Source organism: Pseudoalteromonas sp. XMcav11-Q (assembly GCF_040104525.1).
GTDB lineage: Bacteria > Pseudomonadota > Gammaproteobacteria > Enterobacterales > Alteromonadaceae > Pseudoalteromonas.
The window spans coordinates 91,522-110,383 of the sequence record NZ_JBECOX010000014.1 but is presented as its reverse complement, the minus strand read 5'-3'; the positions used below and the strand labels follow the sequence as shown (position 1 = coordinate 110,383).

Here is an 18,862-nt window from a genome sequence, read left to right as displayed (position 1 = left end):
ATAAAATGCGTAAAAGTTCGAGCGGGACAAGACGGCTAGAGGAGATAGAAATTAATGAAACAACCGTTGTGGAACAGATCATTGCATTGTTTTTAATCGCTATCCTCATTTTAGCGTGTGACGCAGCCTGTTACGCTCATTTACAATTGGCTTTTGCCAAGTATCAGGCGCTTCAGTAAAATAGTCGACTAATTGCATGATAAGTATCTCAATCAAATGAAAAAGTTTACAGCGCCTGAGGCGTGGCAGGTTGCATGTTTACATGCTGAGCCATTTTCCCATTTAAATCAGCTTTTTGACTTAAAAAGTCAACAAGACTGGCCAAGCCCCCAGTGGCTGTCTTCTCACGTAAACAGCATTAGCTTGCAACAATATGATACCCGCTTTGTGGCCGATGAAACGATAGACTTTGGCGATAAATACTATGAAGAGATTATCTTTGAAACCCATCAGGTACCGACGCGTAGTCAAAACTGGCACGATTTATTTGGCGCGTTGATTTGGTGTTTATTCCCAAAAACAAAAGCTTTGTTAAATGCCCTACATATCGAAGAAATAGCACAGTTTGGTTTAAAGCAGCGGAGTAAAAAGCGTAACGCGTTAACACTCTTTGATGAGTGTGGTTTGGTGTTGGCAATCGATGATGATAAATGGCGTGATGCCTTTAAATCACACCAATGGCAGAATGTATTTTACGATAATCGTTCAGAATGGCAGCAAAACCTAAAACCTTTCGTATTTGGCCACGCAAACTACGAGATGCTAACCAATCCCTTTATTGGGCTGACGGGAAAACTGGTGTGTATCAATGTTGATGCCGCATTTTGGCAACTTTCACTAAGCGAACAATATCGTTGGTTAGATGATAAATTGGTTGCACTGATCAATGATGGGCTGCTTGAAGACAATACCAAAATGTCACCCATTCCGCTGCTTGGGATCCCAAACTGGCATGAGCCACAAGATTTAGAGTTTTATCAAAATACGGACTATTTCAGGCCGAAAAGAAGGAAATAGCATGATAGCTATCAATGGATTAAAAAAACGCTTCGCCCTGACTCGCGAGCACAAAAAGAAAAAGAGTCAGACGGATCCTCGCGAGCGTGATGGCTTTTTTCACAGTGTAGAAGAGGTTAACCTGCACTGTGGACAAGGCGAAGTACTTGGATTGCTAGGCCCCAATGGGGCGGGAAAAACCACCACTTTGCGTATGCTCTCAACAGCGCTGACGCCGGATGCCGGCACTATCTTAGTGGATGGTCAGGATATTGTGAAAAAGCCTGTTGTTGCACGCAAAGCCATCGGCTTTTTATCAGGGTCAACTGGTTTATATGGACGTCTTACTGCCAAAGAAAATGTTGAATATTTTGCACGACTTCATGGTTTAAAAGGAAAAGCATTAAAAGCGAAATGTGATGAGCTGTTTCAGCGCCTGGAAATGGAAACCTTTTTAGATAAAAGGGCTGAACACCTATCGACCGGTATGAAACAAAAGACCAATATTGCACGGGCGGTGGTACACAATCCTAAAGTCGTCGTATTAGACGAGCCAACGACGGGTCTTGATATTATGACCACACAAACGGTTATCTCTTTTATTCGCGACCTCAAAGCGCGTGGTACACCCGTTATATTTTCTACCCATCACTTAGATGAAGTTGCATTATTGTGCGATAGGGTGTCTGTTATCGATAAAGGGATCACCTGTTTTGATGGCAGTTTGGCTGAGTTTAAAGTGAAGGGGCAAAGTGAAGAGCTAAATCAAGCATTTTTAAATTTGTTAACGGGAGCACAGCATGTTTGAGGTATTTTTAAAAGAAATTAGAGAGCTGCTGCGCGACCGCAAAACACTGTTTTTTGTGATTGCACTGCCGATGTTGGTATTTCCCGTGATTATGGCTTTAGTCGGCTTTATGGCTTCACAAGCCGCCATGGAAGCGAAGCAAGAAGTTCATACGTATTACATCGCAAATGAAGCCTATGCTGAAAAGTTCTCTGAGCAGGTTTTTTATCATAAAAGTTTTAAGAAATATGCAGGTGAGCTCAAGCTTGATAGCGTCGAAGCATTGAGTGATGCGGTACGAAGTGGCGTGATCGATGTTGGGATTTTTATTCCATCCGATCCGGTTGAAAATCTAGAGTCTGGCGTAAAAAGTGAATGGAAAATCGTGTTTAACGATGCGCAATCTATCAACTTTATTTACGACCGCTTGTCTAAACTTGCTAAGAAGTTTTCTGATGAACTCAGAGCGGTGAAGTTAACCTCACTGGGATTGTCGCAAGCGGAGCAAGCGGCAGTGCTCCAACCCATATCGATTACTAAAGTGGATACTGCTGACAAACGCGAAAATTTAGGCGAGAAGTTAGGTGCGTTTATCCCTTACATGTTAATTCCGTTGGTATTGATGGGGGCGAGCTATCCAGCTATTGATTTAGGCGCTGGAGAGAAAGAGCGTGGCACTTTAGAGACGCTGTTATTAACACCAATCTCACGCACGGAGCTGGTGTTAGGTAAATTTTTAACCGTATTGAGCAGTTCAATATTCTGTGCGCTTATCACGGTTTCCAGCATGGCACTGTGGATAGGAATTGCCAGTAGCTTCGTCGAGCTAGACGTTATTAAAAACGCCTTCTCGTCGGTTGCATTAATAGACTTTGTGTTGATTTTTGCGTTGTTGCTTCCTGTTGCTGTGATGCTTTCGTCGCTAACACTTGCCATCTCAATTTACGCCAGAACCTTTAAAGAAGCACAAAACTACATGGGACCACTTAGCATGGGGATCTTCATTCCCATTGTGATGTCTTTAATGCCAAATATGGAGTTAACCGCAAAAACCGCATTGATCCCAATTACCAATGTGGCATTAGCGATTAAAGAAATCATCAAGGGCACGGTTGATTATGGCTACGTTGCGTTAATTTTTGGCGCTTCTGCCGTTTTAGCAGCAGGGTTACTCGTGTGCTGCGTTAAATGGTTTAATAAAGAAACTGTTTTGTTTAGGTAAAGCTTCAGTTAGGCGTGAGTCATTGAGAATTGTGGCGTTTTTCTGTACGATAAACGCCTTATTCAGCGCTTAACTTTTTGTAATTTAGTCTTCTACCTGTTTAGGTAGCTTGTGCAAGTAGTAGGTTTCAATATTAGTCACTCAAGGAATGTAGGATGACACCAACCACGGTACTTAAGTCAGTCAGTGAATCAGTTACTAACGGCATAGCTATTTTATTCTTTTTATCGTCGGTGTTGCACTTAGTCGGGTCAAGTTTTTTGGAAGCTCCGATCTACTTAGTGATTTCATTGTTACTATTTTCATACCGTAATCGTTTAATGTTTGACCCTGCACAAAAGCAGTTTGTTATCACTAAACAACTATCGTTATTGAATATAAATATTCGGCGAATAGACGAGTGTGTGATACCGCTTTCAACCGTGACTGATGTATCTTCGGGTTGTAACAAGCAACTCAATTATATTGGTATAAGTTATCTTTCAGAAAGTGAGGAGCCTGCGGTCTATTCATTTTCGTGTTTACGGCAAGCTGATAAACTCAATGCACTTTTGTCTGCATCAGCTCTTGACCATAACGTTCAACCAACGGCGGGCGCGGATGCAGATAGAAGATCAGCTACGAGCTCAACTCCCACTAGCCTTGCAAGATTATTTCCTTTATTTATGAATCGCAATCGCGATATTGAAGCGCGATTCTCCGTGTTACGATGTGCACTACCGACGCCTAAGCATAAGCGGCATATTGTTTGGATGGTGGTAGGGGCTTTTGCTCTAATGACCAGCTTTATTCTTTACTCGTCACAAAATTACATAGCTGGTTTGGTATTTTTGGTGCTCACGTACTTGAGCTATTGGTTGACGTCATTATTTATCAGTAATAAACACTATTTTGTCTATCACTCACCCTGTAACCAAATTAAGGTTGAGGAAGATAGTTTGCTGCTACCTGCGTTACTATTTACAGATAAACAAGCACGAGAGGTAAAAAAGGATGAAGTTAACGATATTAAGGTACACTGGAATACGTTTACAGTCAGCGATTTAGATAGGTTAACCTCTTCGACTCGTCGTAACCATATTGTTGATTTGGTCTTTGATACTGAGTATGGTGCGACGGTTTCACTCTCTGGCATGAGCGTAGAAGCCGAGCCACTCTTACTTGCGTTAACGCATTGGCAATATCCTTTGTCTATTGAACGAACGGATAAAGCGGTGTTCCCAATGGTGAGGCACTTTCAATATGGTATTCTAGTATTTATTATCGGTATTATTGTCTGGGCAATGACCACATTTGTGATATAACACACCTGACAAAAGCGGCGATTCTACCAGAATATCGGTATGCTAGTGGCAATAGTATTTTTAATCTATCGCTATCCAGAAATTATTGAACAACCCGTTTTATACCAGTTGTATTAAGTAAATGATCTATCTTGAAGCGGGGAAATAGCTTTAGTAGCACCGCTCTCGCGTCCTGCTACCGCTAAGGTACCTATCTCCATATAGGCAAGGCAAAAATTTTGCTATTTAGTTGTTCTAAATGAGAAATTTTTAACGAAGCTAATATGCTATTTCACCCTTCAAATTGATTAGAGAATTAATTCAATTGGTATTATACATCTTTTTGATTTTAATGATGCGCTTAAGCGCAGAGGCATACGTGCAAAACAAGCGTATCAATAAGCGCATTGACTTACTGCATAAGCTATTAAAAGAAGAATGACTGGAAGAACTGAAGCCGCTATTAAGCGGCTTCAACATTATCGGTTTTAACATTGTCAATTTCAACTACGTTGAGTACAGATTGTACATCTGACCAATGCAGCAATTCGATACGACCTTCTTGGTTTTCAACCAATGCCGTGCAGTTTTCTATCCAATCACCATCGTTGCAGTACACAATACCATCTACGACACGGATCTCTGGTTGGTGGATATGCCCGCAGATAATACCGTCGACACCTTGTTTCTTCGCTTCATGAATTGCTGCGTTCTCGAATGCGGCAATGGCCTCTCTGGCTTTATGCACGCGCTTTTTCAGCCAAGATGCAAGCGACCAATAATGACCACCATATAAACGTCTTACGCGATTGGTCCAGCGATTTAAGAAGAGTAGAAAATCATAAGCGGCATCCCCAATGATACTGATCAGTTTGTTATATCTTGTTGCCGAGTCAAAATCATCACCGTGTAATAATAAAAACCGCTTACCTGCGGAAGTGGTATGAATAAAGGTTTTATGCACTTCGACTTTAAAAAGCGTTTGCCCAACATAGTTTCTGAAGGTTTCGTCGTGATTACCCGGTATGTAGATAACGCGTGTACCAGATCCCGCTTTTTTTTGTATGCATTCTAATACCTGATAGTGGGATGGATCCCAAAAAAACTGGCGTTTCATTGACCATAGATCAACAATATCACCAACCAGATAGAGTACATCACATTCGGTTTTGTTGAGAAAATCTAGCAAGAACTTTGCTTTACAGTCCTTGTAGCCCAAGTGTACGTCTGAGATCCAAATACTCGGATAGTATGTTGTTTTCATGGCTTGGCTCTTTAGCGTAATAATGACAATGCTAAGAGGCAAAGATGACAGTGGCGGGGCAGTTAGGAGAAGCTAATATGACAAAAGAGCATACATCTGTATGCTCTTTTGTCATGCAATTTACGTAGGTTTATTTACTTCTAATTGCATTAACGATTGTTTCAACCGCAGATCCAATATCCAGCATCAGTTTTTCGCCAGTTTGACGATTTTTCAGCTCAACCTTATTTTCATCAAGATTACGCTCGCCAATCACTAGGGTATAAGGAACACCGATAAGTTCCATATCGTTAAACATAACCCCCGGACGCTCTTTACGGTCGTCGAATAACACATCAATTCCCGCATTTTGTAGATCTGTGTAGAACTTTTCTGCGATCTCTGGGATACGGTGAGACTTATGCATATTCATTGGCACGATTGCCAACTCAAATGGCGCAATAGCAACAGGCCATTTGATACCGTAATCATCGTTATTTTGCTCGATTGCTGCGGCAACGATACGAGAAACACCAATACCATAACAACCCATGGTTAATGTTTGGTTTTTCCCTTCTTCGCCAAGTACACCAGCTTTCATCGTTTCAGAGTACTTAGTACCAAGTTGGAACACGTGACCTACTTCGATACCACGTTTGATAAGGATTTTACCTTTACCACAAGGGCTTGGATCGCCTTCAACCACGTTACGGATATCTTCAACAGTATAAGCGCTTACGTCTCTGTCCCAGTTGATCCCACTATAGTGAACACCATCTTTGTTTGCACCGGCAACAAAATCAGCCATGATAGCTGCGCTACGGTCGACAATGATAGGCATTGAAAGACCGACAGGTCCCAAAGAGCCTGGTTTTGCACCAATAGCGTTAACAATGTCTTCTTCGCTTGCCATCTCGAGCGGTGAATCCACTAGTGCCAATTTCTCAGCTTTAAGCTCATTTAAGTCATGATCGCCACGAACGATAAGCGCGACAAGCCCACGTTTACCGTCTTCGTCTGGTGCGCCATACACGATGAGTGTTTTCACACCACGGTGTGGTTTAACGCCGTGTTTTGCTTTTAGTTCAGCGATGGTGAAAGCTTCTGGCGTGTCAAACGTATTAAGTTCTTTACTTGGCGCTGGGCGAGTTTCAGTTGGTGCAAGTGCTTCTGCCTTTTCAATGTTTGCAGCGTAGTCACTTTCATCACTGAATGCGATTGCATCTTCACCAGACTCTGCAAGTACATGGAACTCATGCGATAGGTTGCCGCCAATTGAACCACTGTCAGCAATAACAGGACGGTAGTCAACGCCTAAACGATCAAAAATGTTGCAGTAAGCTTGGAACATCTTGTGATACGTTTTTTCAAGGCACTCATCAGTCATGTGGAATGAATAGGCATCCTTCATGGTGAATTCACGCGCGCGCATCACACCAAAACGTGGACGAACTTCGTCACGTACTTTCGTACTGACTTGATAAAGTGTGATCGGCAGTTGCTTATAGCTGTTGATTTCGCGACGTACAAGATCAGTGATCACTTCTTCATGCGTTGGACCAAGTGCAAATGGACGGCCATGACGGTCATTAATACGAAGTAGTTCGGGACCAAACTGTTCCCAACGGCCTGACTCTTCCCATAGCTCTGCAGGCTGGATCACTGGCATTAGCAGCTCAATCGCTCCCGCTTTGTCCATTTCTTCACGGACAATTCTCTCTACTTTGCGGAAAACTTTTAGGCCTGATGGTAGCCAAGTATAAAGACCTGAAGCCAATTTACGGATCATACCCGCTCTAAGCATTAGCTGGTGGCTTACCACCTCTGCATCAGACGGCGTCTCTTTTAGAGTCGCTAATATATATTCACTCGTACGCATTCTTATTCCAGTATAAGTTACTTATTGTTCTCTTATTGGCGGCTATTCTAGCAGTGCAGTAGCCGCTTAAAAAGCTTTAATACCTAAACATCTTCATAATTTATAAGTTTATTGGCAAGCCGCTGAATTTGCTATTTTGCTAACGATATTTCAGTGACATGGTTATGCTCACCATCCACAGTCCAGCGAATATTAAAATCATACAAACTCATACCATAGTCCTGCTGTGATGTGCGTTTCTTTTTATAAGCCGGACGAGGGTCCTGCTTCAGTACATTGGTAATGAACTGTCGAAGTTCAGGATAGTTTTTCTGTTTTTCGATAAAAATGTTGGCCTCGTCTGAGAAACTAACAGACATTTGCGTTTCTGGCCGAGTATCAGCAAAGCCAGCCGTGGCATCCACCAAGGCATCTGAATAGGGAAGGTACGGCTTAATATCAATGATTGGTGTACCGTCCAATAAATCTACGCCGGAGAGCAATAGATCCAGCTGACCATTTTTATACTCTACGCCCTCGAGCTTTACTGCACTCATGCCAATCCCATTGGGTCGAAAAGTCGCTCTAGTCGCAAACACGCCTTTACGTTCATTGCCACCGAGTCTCGGAGGACGTACAAGTGCGGAGTAACCTTTATCAGCGGTTTCATGAAAACGAAACAACAACCATATATGCGTGAACGCTTCAATACCACGAACAAATTCTTCGCGATTGAATTCACCAACAAATCTAAGCTTGGCTTTTGCCTCTGGGACAAGCCTTGGTTGTCTCGGTATAGCGAACTTCTGTTTATAAGGAGATTGGATAAAGCCGATGGGCTCGATAGTGATTTGTTCCACTATGGTCTCTGTTTTAATTAAGATGAGCGAAGTTTACTATTGATCCTGACTTTCACAAAACCCTGCTCGTAATTAGCCCTGTAATGTCATGTAATTTATCTATTCAGATTTTTCGCATAACCTTGTAAATAATGGAATTGCTGGTGGAAGTCGCAACATGAATCGGCACACTTTTTCGCCCCAAAATGGCTTACGTTCGAGTTTACGCACAGATAACGAACAAATTATTGGTACTCGAGCGTACGAGTACAAGCAATTGGTAGAAGATATAAAGCCAATTCAAGGTTTACGAGAAAAATTACAAGCATTTAATCGCCTGAAACGAGATGAGTGTAAATAATGGAGTTTCATAGAAAGGTTGACCAAAGTTGTCAAGAAGTGCTCTGTAAATCATCCCCTTTAAAGCCTATTTTGATCCGCGCTATATCGGAGCGTAGAGCTGCATTGCAAGCAATAATTAATGATTTAACAGAAGGGGTAGTAAGTCCAACTAAAATGGATATACTGCTCAGTCAAGAGGCTGAAAAAGTAAGCTTACAATTATTAAAAGAAGGTAATTTAAGCAAACGCGATGCGCTAGCTGCTAGTGAAAAAGTTATTTTTTCTCTTGCAAGAAACCTTTTGTGAAATTGCTATTTAACTTAAAGTTTGAATAAGTAATGTTCTTTGTTGGATAAGCTTTTAAATGTAAAATTGGATTAAATCGCTAGTTCAATGGTACTTAGTTTCAGCAGCTTTAGTATCTCTGCATAGAGCGAATCCAATTTGCACTTGTCAACATTGTTAATGCTGGTCCACTTGCAAGAAATCCGTCCAAATGCCCCGAAGTTCGTCATTGTAACCAGTTCTCACAATTTAAATTTGCTGAAAATATGCAGTGGCATATATCGAAAAGTTGGGGTGAGTGTAATGTCGTGGTTTTTGGTGAGCCGAATAGCGCCTTTAAACTGCTAGAAGTTCAATCGTAGTTGAACTTCTACACTTTAATTTTTGTTATCAAACCTTCATGTTATTTACTATCGGACAAGGTTTCTTCTAATAGCGATTCGGTCTGGATCGCTATTTCCTTCATTTTCACCGCATAGGCTTCTAATTTTTTCTCCTCTTCGGTTTTCGCTTTAAACTGAGGAATTTGAATTGGATACCCAGCTTGGTCCATGGCGATAAAGCTGATAATACAGTGATTGGTTTCGACAAGTCGTTGCGTTTTTGGATCACCACAGCGCACCTGAATAAAAATCTGCATACTGGTGTTCCCGGTATGGGCAATGCGCGCGGAAACCTCAACAATCTGACCCACAAGAATCGGACGGTGGAAACGCATGCCCGCAACTGAAACGGTAACGCAATAGCTGCCGCTCCAACCCGCGGCGCAAGCATACCCAGCTTGATCAATCCATTTCATGACCATACCACCGTGTACTTTACCGCCAAAGTTGACGTCGGTGGGCTCTGCTAAAAATCGAAAGGTGACGGATTGTTGTGGCATAGGCTCAGCTCTATTTTTAAAAATATACGCTAAGTATAGGAAAGAAAGGGGCATTTCGCCCCCGCAATTTAGGATTTATTGATATTACATGTTTGGATAGTTCGGACCACCAGCCCCTTCTGGGGTGACCCAGGTAATATTTTGGCTCGGATCTTTAATATCGCAGGTTTTGCAATGAATACAGTTTTGCGAATTGATAACAAACTGCTTCTCACCTTGCTCGTTTTCGTTTACTTCATACACGCCTGCAGGGCAGTAGCGCTGCGCAGGCTCATCAAACTTAGCTAAATTCACTTTGATTGGTATTTCAGAATCTTTTAACTGTAAATGACATGGTTGCACTTCTTCATGATTGGTATTCGATAAAAATACGGAAGAAAGTTTGTCAAAACTTAATTTACCATCCGGCTTTCGGTAACTTATAGTTTGCGATTCAGATGCAAGCTTAAGCTGTGCGTGATCCTGATGTTCGTCCTTAATAGTAAATGGTAGCGAACCTGAGAAAATGTTTTGGTCGATCATATTGTAGGCGCCACCCATAATACGACCTAACTTATGCATTGCTGGGCCAAAGTTACGAGATTGATAAAGCTCATCATAAAGCCAACTTGCCTTAAATTTGTCGGCAAAACTTACCAAGTCTGACGGAGCGCTTTCTTGGCCTAATGCCTCAATGATGGCATCGGCTGCAAGCATACCTGACTTCATTGCAGTATGGTTGCCTTTAATTTTGGCAAAGTTGAGGGTACCTGCGTCACAGCCAATCAGTAAACCACCTGGGAAATGCATTTTAGGTAGGCTGTGAAAGCCACCTTTGGCGATTGCTCGAGCACCATAGGCAATGCGCTCACCACCTTCAAGTACACTCGCAAAGGTGTCGTGATGCTTCATACGCTGAAACTCATCAAATGGACTTAGGTGTGGATTAGTGTAATTTAAGTCGATGATTAACCCGACCACGACTTGATTGTTTTCAGCATGATACATAAATGAACCGCCATGGGTATCATTGTCGAGTGGCCAACCTGTGCCGTGTACAACAAGACCTTCTTTATGCTTGCTTGGGTCTACTTGCCAAATTTCCTTAAAGCCGATGCCATAGTGTTGAGGGGAAGCGTCTTTATCCAGTTTAAATTCAGCTATAAGTTGTTTGCCTAAGTGGCCACGGCAACCTTCAGCAAATACGGTATATTTCGCTCTAAGCTCCATTCCAGGCATGTAGCTGTCTTTAGGCTGGCCATCTCTATCTAGGCCCATATCACCGGTAATAATACCTTTAACTTGTTGCTCTTCTATTATTAGAGAGTGGGCGCTAAAGCCTGGGAAAATTTCAATGCCAAGTTGTTCTGCTTGTTCAGCGAGCCAACGGCAAACATTACCCATAGAAACAATATAGTTGCCGTCATTTTTAAATGTTTTTGGTACCACTAGATGAGGCAGTTTGGTGGCATTGATTTCATTTTTGAATAAATAAATGTCGTCACCCGTCACTTTTGTTGTCACGGGAGCGCCTTTTGCAGCCCAATCAGGGATAAGTTCGTCTAGTGCTTTGGTTTCAAACACTGCACCTGACAAGACATGTGCACCTACTTCAGAGCCTTTTTCGACTACACAAATCATTAATTCTTGTTGTTTTTCTTGAGCCTGTTGAGCGAGTCGGATAGCGCAAGACAGGCCCGCAGGACCTGCACCAACTATCACAACATCAAACTCCATGGTTTCACGTTCGACCATTATTAACCTCACACTATTTGACGGTAGATTAACTAAAGAGAGGCTTTAGTTTGATTTTCGTTAAACTAAGGTTATTTGAGGTTGACGTTTACGTCAACAGGAAGTAGTCTGAAACCAATAAAATAATTTGTTGACGTAGACGTCAGCTTAGAGAATAACCAGATGATGGAGTAACCATGAAAGTACTTGTGCCAATCAAACGCGTGATTGATTACAACGTAAAGGCAAGAGTCAAATCTGACAACAGTGATGTTGATTTGAGCAATGTCAAAATGGCGATCAACCCATTTTGTGAAATCGCGGTAGAAGAGGCGGTTCGTTTAAAAGAAGCGGGCACCGCAACGGAAGTTATTGCCGTATCAATTGGCGATAAAGCTTGTCAAGAGCAGCTAAGAACGGCGCTTGCACTAGGTGCAGATAAAGCAGTTCACATTGAAACAGACGCAAAGCTTGAATCTCTGCACATTGCAAAACTACTGGCTAAGGTAGTGGAGCAAGAAAGTCCAGAGCTGGTCATTCTAGGTAAACAGTCTATCGATTCTGATAATAACCAAACAGGACAAATGCTAGCGGCGTTAACTAAGCGTGCTCAGGGCACTTTTGCCTCTAAAGTTGTAGTTGAAGGCGATAAAGTACAAGTGACGCGTGAAGTTGATGGCGGTTTGCAAACGGTGTCGCTATCACTTCCAGCGATCGTGACAACAGACTTGCGTTTGAATGAGCCTCGTTATGCTTCACTGCCAAATATCATGAAAGCTAAGCGTAAACCACTAGACGTAATCGCAGCGGATTCGTTAGGCGTTGATTTAGCTCCTCGTATTGAATTGGTGAAAGTTGAAGAGCCAGCTAAGCGCTCTGGTGGCGTGATGGTTGAGAGCGTTGAAGAGTTAGTAAACAAGTTAAAAACAGAAGCAAAGGTGATCTCATGAGCGTATTAGTTATTGCTGAGCACGAAAATGGTGTATTGAAACCTGAAACCGCTAAGGTGGTTGCTGCTGCAACAAAAATAGCAAGCGACATCACCGTATTAGTTGCAGGTCACAACATCGCTGAGGCTGCCAATCACTCTGCACAGATCGCTGGTGTAAAAAAGGTGGTTGCTGTTGATGATGCTTCATTCGAACATCAGTTGGCAGAAAACACATCTGAGCTAGTTGTTGAATTAGCAAGTGACTTTTCACACATTTTGTTTTCAGCGTCTACCACAGGTAAAAATATCGCGCCACGTGTCGCGGCGTTACTCGACAAATCACAGATCTCAGAAATTATCGATGTGATTGATGCAGACACCTTTAAGCGTCCAATTTATGCGGGTAATGCAATTGCGACTGTAAAATCATTAGACTCACAAAAAGTTATCACTGTGCGTGCATCAGCATTTGATGCCGTAGAGACTCAAGCAGCATGTGACATTGAGGATCGCTCGCAAAGTATTGCCTCTCAAGTGAGTGAGTTTGTGAGCATTGTACAAACTGAATCTGAGCGCCCTGAATTAACTGCCGCACCGGTTGTTATTTCAGGTGGCCGTGGTATGCAAAACGGTGAAAACTTTGCCTTGCTAAATGGTATTGCTGACAAACTAGGGGCCGCAATTGGTGCATCGCGTGCTGCTGTTGACGCGGGCTTTGTGCCTAACGATATGCAGGTGGGCCAAACCGGTAAGATTGTGGCGCCTAACTTATATATTGCAGTTGGGATCAGCGGCGCAATTCAACACCTTGCGGGTATGAAGGATTCTAAGGTCATTGTCGCTATCAACAAAGATCCAGAAGCCCCGATTTTCCAAGTGGCTGATTATGGCCTTGTTGCGGATCTATTTGATGCGTTACCAGAGCTTGAACAGGCACTGTAACGCTTCTTTTTGTAGCTAGCCTACATCAAGAAAAATAATTCTGGTTGTTAAAGCCGTTGTACCTTTGGTCGCGGCTTTTTTCGTGTCTGGGATAAAAAGCGGTAGGAATAAATATGTTATCAGGATTAAATCACATCACAATAGCGGTATCTAACCTAAATACGTCACTGGATTTTTACTGCGGTTTGCGAGGGTTTGAGCTTTGGGTAACTTGGGACAAAGGGGCATATTTAACGCTTGGTGAGGTATGGCTTTGCTTATCTTTAGGTGAGGTATCTCCAAGCTCAGATTACAGTCATGTAGCGTTCAATATTGCTGCCGAAGACTTTACAACTTTTTCTAAAACATTATTGGAAAACGGGGTTGGCGTATGGCAGCAAAATAGCAGTGAAGGAGACTCACTCTATATTTATGACCCCGATCATCATAAACTTGAGATCCATAGTGGTAGTTTGCAAAGTCGGTTAAAAAGTTTGCAGCAGCAACCTTATTCAGGCCTCACTTGGTATAAAAAATTATAATTTCAATTACGAGAGTTAATTATCTCGTCGTTTAAATTGGTGCTTATATTATTCTGGTAAACAAGTAGGGCGCAATGACTTGCTCGGAAGCGCCCAAACCATATTTAATGGTTAGTAGTCGTAACTAATATGTTGGAAGAAGCGTACGTTGATATCTTGCTTTTCAACATTAACAGGAAGTTGTGCAACAAAGCGTTTAATCGCCGTTTCTACGTGATTCATAAAACGACCATAGCCCATGTCTTTTTTGTCTTTGTCATTGGCGACGATGACAAAGCGAATGGTGTCTACTAGGTTTGCTTCGTTAAACAGTGAGTAAATTTGATTGTCACCGGAGCCGGTATCAAAACTCAGTTTTTGTAGCTCTCGGTTAGTATCGGACTTATCGATTTTGGCGCTTCTGACGATAGGCAAACGGCCATCGGCTACCATTGCTACCATATTGAGCTGTTTATCATTGCAAGAAGAAATAAATGCATCTTCTAGTGTGCGATAGAATTGTCCGTAGTCACCCGGGCGCATTTGGCTTTGGAACTCTGTTTTTATTGCTCGTGACACTGGAATGTTAAAGGTCGCGTAAGTCATTTCGCTATATTCTTCTGGTAACGTGCAGTTTCTGGCTTGATAGCGTGGGTAAAGCGCACGCAACTTATAGCCATATGACTCTTTGTCGCCTTTAGCTTTGGCAAAAAGGTCATAGGTTAAATGTTGATGGTCTCTCACTCTAAACTGAGGTTCTACCGGAGAAAAGCCTTCTTTAAGTGCATCAAGCACCTTTTTCACTTTGCTGTGGAAGGTCGCAGCATTGGCGCGTAATTCATTTCCCGTGGCTAAAAATAATAAGCGGATTTTACGCGCTTGGTATCCGTCATTGAGATAAGTTTGGTGCGCTTCGTGGAACTTAGGGTTGTAGAAAAACAAAATCTGCTTTTCTGTTTGCATGGTATAGGCTTCGTCGTGGTAACGCACCACCGGCAATTTATCGTTCGCAATTACATGTACATTATGCAGCTCATATTCGTCACACAGTGCGAATAGCTGGCGAGACAAACGCTCGTAACACGCGCTGCTGGAGTCAAAACATGCATAGAATGCATCATCCGGTTTAAACTCAGCAAGAATATAGTGGTTGTTCCTAGCCTTAGTTGATATATAAACACGATTCAAATTCATTGAAGCCATTACTTTTGTCCTTTCCTCGGTAACGTGACTTAAGCAGTGTTTGTGGTATAAACACTGAGATGGCGCAACTATAGGATGAAGTTGTGACGGAAATATTGCGCTAGAACAAAATTTGTCACAAAAATCTGATGAACATTTAACCAAATGAATAAATCCTGATACAGCGCAGATAATTGCTGTAAGTTCGGCTGAGTTTTTGTAATAATGCCGAGGTTAACTAAGAGCATAATTCAGAGGAAAGATTTCCTATGGCGGAAACTGAAAATCGCCCATCAAACTTTATTCGCAACATTATTGATGCGGATCTTGCCAGTGGCAAACATGCGTCTACGCACACACGTTTTCCACCTGAGCCAAATGGCTTTTTACACATTGGCCATGCTAAATCAATTTGCTTAAATTTTGGTATTGCCCAAGATTATCAAGGTAAGTGCAACTTACGCTTTGACGATACCAACCCAGAAAAAGAAGACATCAACTACGTTAAATCTATCCAAGAAGATGTCCAGTGGCTTGGCTTTGAGTGGGATGGTGAAATTTGTTATTCATCAAACTACTTCGACAAGTTGTATAGCTACGCCGTAGAGCTAATTGAAAACGGTAAAGCGTATGTTTGCTTCCTGTCGCCTGAGCAGGCGCGTGAATATCGTGGCACGCTGACTGAGCCTGGCAAAAATAGCCCTTATCGTGACACTTCACCTGAAGAGAACTTAGCCTTATTCGAAAAAATGAGAAATGGCGAGTTTAAAGAAGGGGAATGTGTTCTTCGTGCTAAGATTGACATGGCAAGCTCATTTATGGTGCTTCGCGACCCTATCATCTATCGTGTACGTTTTGCACACCATCATCAAACTGGTGATAAGTGGTGCATCTATCCGATGTATGACTTTACGCACTGTATTTCCGATGCGCTTGAAGGGATCACGCATTCACTTTGTACATTAGAGTTCCAAGATAACCGCCGTTTGTACGACTGGGTGCTAGATAACATCAGCATCGAGTGTCATCCACAGCAAATCGAGTTTTCTCGTTTAAATCTTGAATACACGGTGATGTCGAAGCGTAAGCTCAATGACTTGGTTGTTAATAACCATGTTGAAGGATGGGATGACCCGCGCATGCCGACAATTGCAGGGCTTCGTCGTCGTGGTTATACACCAGCTGCAATTCGCGAATTTTGTAAGCGCATTGGCGTAACCAAAATGGACAACATGGTTGAAATGGGTATGCTTGAAGCGTGTATCCGTGATGACTTAAACGAAAATGCACCACGCGCAATGGCGGTACTTGACCCTGTTAAGCTAGTAATTGAAAACTTTGATGCAGATAAAGTTGAAATGCTACAAGCGCCTAATCACCCAACATTAGACATGGGCGAGCGTGAGCTACCGTTTACGCGCGAAGTCTACATTGAACAAGAAGATTTCCGCGTAGAAGCGAACAAAAAGTTCAAACGTTTGGTGCTAGGTAAAGAAGTGCGTCTTCGTAATGCTTATGTGATTAAAGCTAAGCGCATTGAAGAAGACGAAAACGGTAATATTACGACAATCTACTGTAGTTACGACCCTGATACTTTAGGTAAAAACCCAGAAGATGGCCGCAAGGTAAAAGGCGTAATTCACTGGGTATCTGCTTCACATTGTATTGAAGCGCCAGTGCGTCAGTATGATCGTCTATTTACTGTGCCAAACCCAGCGGCTGCTGAAGATTTCACGGAAGTGTTAAACCCAGACTCTTTGGTAACCATTGCAAATGCCAAACTTGAGCCAGCACTTGCAAACGCTAAGCCTGAGCAAGGTTATCAGTTTGAGCGTTTAGGTTACTTCTGTCGTGATAACAAGTCAGAAGCGCTAATGTTTAACCAAACTGTTGGTCTACGTGATTCGTGGGCTAAGATAGAACAGCAAGGTTAATACTGAATGAGGTCGGCTAATGTCGACCTTTTTTATTGCTTTTTCTACGTACAATTATGTCTGAAAAATCCATCCAACACTTCTATATCAACGAACAGCAGTCCATCTACTTACTGTCTCATCATGATGCAAAAAAGCATCGTCAATGGCTGAATATCTGTAAAAAACAATTGAGCCAACTTGGCTATAAACATGTTGAGGTAATTGGCTCTGGTGCATTTGGCTTCGTATTTGCTGGTACAAGTGATATGGGGAAAGACTGGGTGTTTAAATTTTCTCGGATCACGCTTGCCCAAAGTGTGCGTGATAGGCTTGAAGATGAAGGCTATATGTTGTCGCAAATTGACAACCCTATGGTGCCAAACTTCTATGCCTTCGAGCGAGTAAAAAAGCAAGGCATTTTAATGATGGAGCGTGCCCCTGGTGAAGATTTAGAAAAGATCTCACTCAAAAAGGGCCGTTTTAAAGCGCATGAGTTGGTAAGCCTCGCGTTAAAACTCAGAAATGTGTTGGTTGATTTGCGCGAGCGTCGCAATGGCATGTCTCCTCAGCCTATCGTTCATGGAGATATTAAACCATCTAATATCGTTTGGGATGAAGCTTCCGATGGTTTCTCTTTGGTTGATTGGGGAAGCTCAGTTTATGCTCAGGTGGATGTATATGGCGAGCCTATCGCCAGCAATATTATGGATTTGATGTCATCTGATGTAAGTACGACTAACGCTCGGATGGGAGATGTGTACTTTATTGGCGATGAGCAAATGTCGGGTGCACAATCTTCTCCTCGTTTTGATGAACAAGGCGTTGCGTCGACGATTTATGCACTGGCTAGTGCACAATCATGTCGCTTTGGTGCTCAGGTCATTCCTGCTTGCGCTTTGGGGCTGCCAAAAGTATTTGCGCAGGTGCTAGATGGCATGCTTAGCAAAGATAAAGCAACGAGGGATAGCGCAGGGGATTATTTTGTTCGTAATATGCCAGCAATGGCAAAAATGTATTTACCTGATTTAACACTGTCAGAGAAAAAATCCCGCATTCCTTTTTGGACCTACGAAACCGCAGTTAAACCTGAAACGGTCGTCTATAGCTCACGCAAGCAGTTTTTGCGTCGTGCTGACGATAAACACAATCTAAGAGACGTAAACGACGCGCAATTAGATAGATATTATAAAGAGTTTTTGTTTGATACCGGCGATACCGAGAAAGCCTTTTTGGCCTCAATCAGCAGGCTGGCAAAATATCCGGTCGTTGGTGGTCTCAGTTTTCACTGGAAAGACGTGCAAGTATTTGTTGAGTCGAGTCTTATTTTACACGATGAAACAATGAGTCTTGCATTTAAAGACGCGTTGAACGCCACCGTAATGCTCGCGCAGGGGATCAAACAAAAAGGTTTATTTAAATGTTGTTTATTCGACGCGCGGCAAACTATTCAATTGACTCGTGACGGCACCGGTGCGTTCCAATTTGACCATCTGCCAGAACTAGAGTTTAGCGTTAGCGATATTTCGAGCAATGAAATTACACGCCCGCATTCATACTTTGAAGACGGCAAAGATCCAGACGAGCAACTGCAGCTGCCAAGACAGATAATTCAATGCGTGTTCGAGTTAAATCAGATCCACCATACAGGTTGCATCATTTTTGAATCGTTGCAAGATAGGATGAAAATTCATTATTACTACCGGCTACTTGATGCTAATAAAGAAACGCAATTTAAGGCGCTACTGACTCGGATCATGCAATACGCGGTTAGTATTCAAGATTATGGCGTAGCAGGGTTTATGAAGCTGCCCTATAAAAATACACGTGAGTTTACTTTATGCGACCGCCAGCCTGACTTTTTCTTTCCCAAAAACCCCAAAACATTTGTCGTTAACACTTAGGTGTTAGTACCGCTTCTGGCCAGTTATTGAGGCTCTTGC

Annotated in this window: 18 protein-coding genes; 12 read left to right on the top strand and 6 right to left on the bottom strand. The window is 42.5% G+C overall.

The features are described 5' to 3' along the window. The first annotated feature begins 5 nt into the window (after window positions 1-5). From ABMY45_RS19765 to ABMY45_RS19745, 5 genes are all read left to right on the top strand, one after another. Window positions 6-179, top strand: a complete 174-nt coding sequence (locus tag ABMY45_RS19765) for a hypothetical protein (RefSeq protein ID WP_206472883.1) — start codon at window positions 6-8, stop codon at window positions 177-179. Window positions 180-216: 37 nt separating this feature from the next. After that, window positions 217-1,017: a DUF3025 domain-containing protein gene (locus tag ABMY45_RS19760; RefSeq protein ID WP_130126383.1), complete on the top strand. Its 801-nt coding sequence runs from the start codon at window positions 217-219 to the stop codon at window positions 1,015-1,017. 1 nt (window position 1,018) lies between these two features. Beyond that, window positions 1,019-1,804 (top strand): ATP-binding cassette domain-containing protein, encoded by a 786-nt coding sequence (locus ABMY45_RS19755; protein ID WP_174168911.1) that lies wholly within the window; start codon window positions 1,019-1,021, stop codon window positions 1,802-1,804. Further along, window positions 1,797-3,005, top strand: coding sequence for an ABC transporter permease (locus tag ABMY45_RS19750; protein WP_227387143.1), 1,209 nt, complete (start codon window positions 1,797-1,799; stop codon window positions 3,003-3,005). Before ABMY45_RS19755 ends, ABMY45_RS19750 begins: the two co-directional genes overlap by 8 nt. Window positions 3,006-3,160: 155 nt before the next feature. Beyond that, a complete protein-coding gene (locus tag ABMY45_RS19745) occupies window positions 3,161-4,309 on the top strand; it encodes a hypothetical protein (RefSeq protein WP_206472885.1) in 1,149 nt (382 codons plus the stop codon). A 442-nt stretch (window positions 4,310-4,751) separates the two neighbouring features. Here ABMY45_RS19745 and ABMY45_RS19740 read toward each other — a convergent pair whose 3' ends face one another. The 3 genes from ABMY45_RS19740 to tsaA form a co-directional block, all read right to left on the bottom strand. Beyond that, entirely contained in the window at window positions 4,752-5,552 is an 801-nt protein-coding gene (locus ABMY45_RS19740) for a UDP-2,3-diacylglucosamine diphosphatase (protein ID WP_010604698.1), read from the bottom strand. Window positions 5,553-5,682: 130 nt separating this feature from the next. After that, on the bottom strand, window positions 5,683-7,410 hold the full coding sequence (locus ABMY45_RS19735) for a proline--tRNA ligase (RefSeq protein ID WP_206472887.1): 1,728 nt from the start codon (window positions 7,408-7,410) through the stop codon (window positions 5,683-5,685). A gap of 131 nt (window positions 7,411-7,541) precedes the next feature. Further along, window positions 7,542-8,249, bottom strand: coding sequence for a tRNA (N6-threonylcarbamoyladenosine(37)-N6)-methyltransferase TrmO (gene tsaA, locus ABMY45_RS19730; RefSeq protein WP_010604700.1), 708 nt, complete (start codon window positions 8,247-8,249; stop codon window positions 7,542-7,544). Between the two features lie 157 nt (window positions 8,250-8,406). On the opposite strand from tsaA, the gene ABMY45_RS19725 reads away from it, so the two are divergent. Both ABMY45_RS19725 and ABMY45_RS19720 read left to right on the top strand, forming a co-directional pair. Then, window positions 8,407-8,589 carry a hypothetical protein gene (locus ABMY45_RS19725; RefSeq protein WP_102056761.1) on the top strand — a complete coding sequence of 61 codons (183 nt, stop codon included), beginning with the start codon at window positions 8,407-8,409 and terminating at the stop codon, window positions 8,587-8,589. Then, complete coding sequence (locus tag ABMY45_RS19720) at window positions 8,589-8,876, top strand: hypothetical protein (protein ID WP_206472889.1); 288 nt, start codon at window positions 8,589-8,591, stop codon at window positions 8,874-8,876. The genes ABMY45_RS19725 and ABMY45_RS19720 overlap by 1 nt, the downstream gene beginning before the upstream one ends. 382 nt (window positions 8,877-9,258) lie before the next feature. Here ABMY45_RS19720 and ABMY45_RS19715 read toward each other — a convergent pair whose 3' ends face one another. After that, a complete protein-coding gene (locus ABMY45_RS19715; RefSeq protein WP_010372647.1) occupies window positions 9,259-9,738 on the bottom strand; it encodes an acyl-CoA thioesterase in 480 nt (159 codons plus the stop codon). 84 nt (window positions 9,739-9,822) lie between these two features. Further along, window positions 9,823-11,472 (bottom strand): electron transfer flavoprotein-ubiquinone oxidoreductase, encoded by a 1,650-nt coding sequence (locus ABMY45_RS19710; RefSeq protein WP_206472891.1) that lies wholly within the window; start codon window positions 11,470-11,472, stop codon window positions 9,823-9,825. Window positions 11,473-11,648: 176 nt separating this feature from the next. Between ABMY45_RS19710 and ABMY45_RS19705 the strand changes: the two genes are divergently transcribed. The 3 genes from ABMY45_RS19705 to fos all read left to right on the top strand — a co-directional run bounded on the left by ABMY45_RS19705 (window position 11,649) and on the right by fos (window position 13,845). Continuing rightward, a complete protein-coding gene (locus ABMY45_RS19705; protein WP_174168906.1) occupies window positions 11,649-12,401 on the top strand; it encodes an electron transfer flavoprotein subunit beta/FixA family protein in 753 nt (250 codons plus the stop codon). Continuing rightward, the gene (locus tag ABMY45_RS19700) at window positions 12,398-13,324 is read left to right on the top strand and encodes an FAD-binding protein (RefSeq protein WP_206472893.1); all 927 of its coding nucleotides are present in this window, start codon (window positions 12,398-12,400) and stop codon (window positions 13,322-13,324) included. Before ABMY45_RS19705 ends, ABMY45_RS19700 begins: the two co-directional genes overlap by 4 nt. 113 nt (window positions 13,325-13,437) lie before the next feature. Next, complete coding sequence (gene fos / locus ABMY45_RS19695) at window positions 13,438-13,845, top strand: fosfomycin resistance glutathione transferase (RefSeq protein ID WP_349289376.1); 408 nt, start codon at window positions 13,438-13,440, stop codon at window positions 13,843-13,845. 111 nt (window positions 13,846-13,956) lie between these two features. On the opposite strand, the gene ABMY45_RS19690 is transcribed toward fos, so the two are convergent. Further along, window positions 13,957-15,027 (bottom strand): DUF3083 family protein, encoded by a 1,071-nt coding sequence (locus tag ABMY45_RS19690; RefSeq protein WP_206472896.1) that lies wholly within the window; start codon window positions 15,025-15,027, stop codon window positions 13,957-13,959. 248 nt (window positions 15,028-15,275) lie between these two features. Between ABMY45_RS19690 and glnS the strand changes: the two genes are divergently transcribed. Further along, window positions 15,276-16,940, top strand: a complete 1,665-nt coding sequence (gene glnS, locus ABMY45_RS19685; RefSeq protein WP_206472897.1) for a glutamine--tRNA ligase — start codon at window positions 15,276-15,278, stop codon at window positions 16,938-16,940. A 56-nt stretch (window positions 16,941-16,996) separates the two neighbouring features. Next, window positions 16,997-18,823: a serine/threonine protein kinase gene (locus ABMY45_RS19680; RefSeq protein WP_211868906.1), complete on the top strand. Its 1,827-nt coding sequence runs from the start codon at window positions 16,997-16,999 to the stop codon at window positions 18,821-18,823. Window positions 18,824-18,862 lie beyond the last annotated feature (39 nt).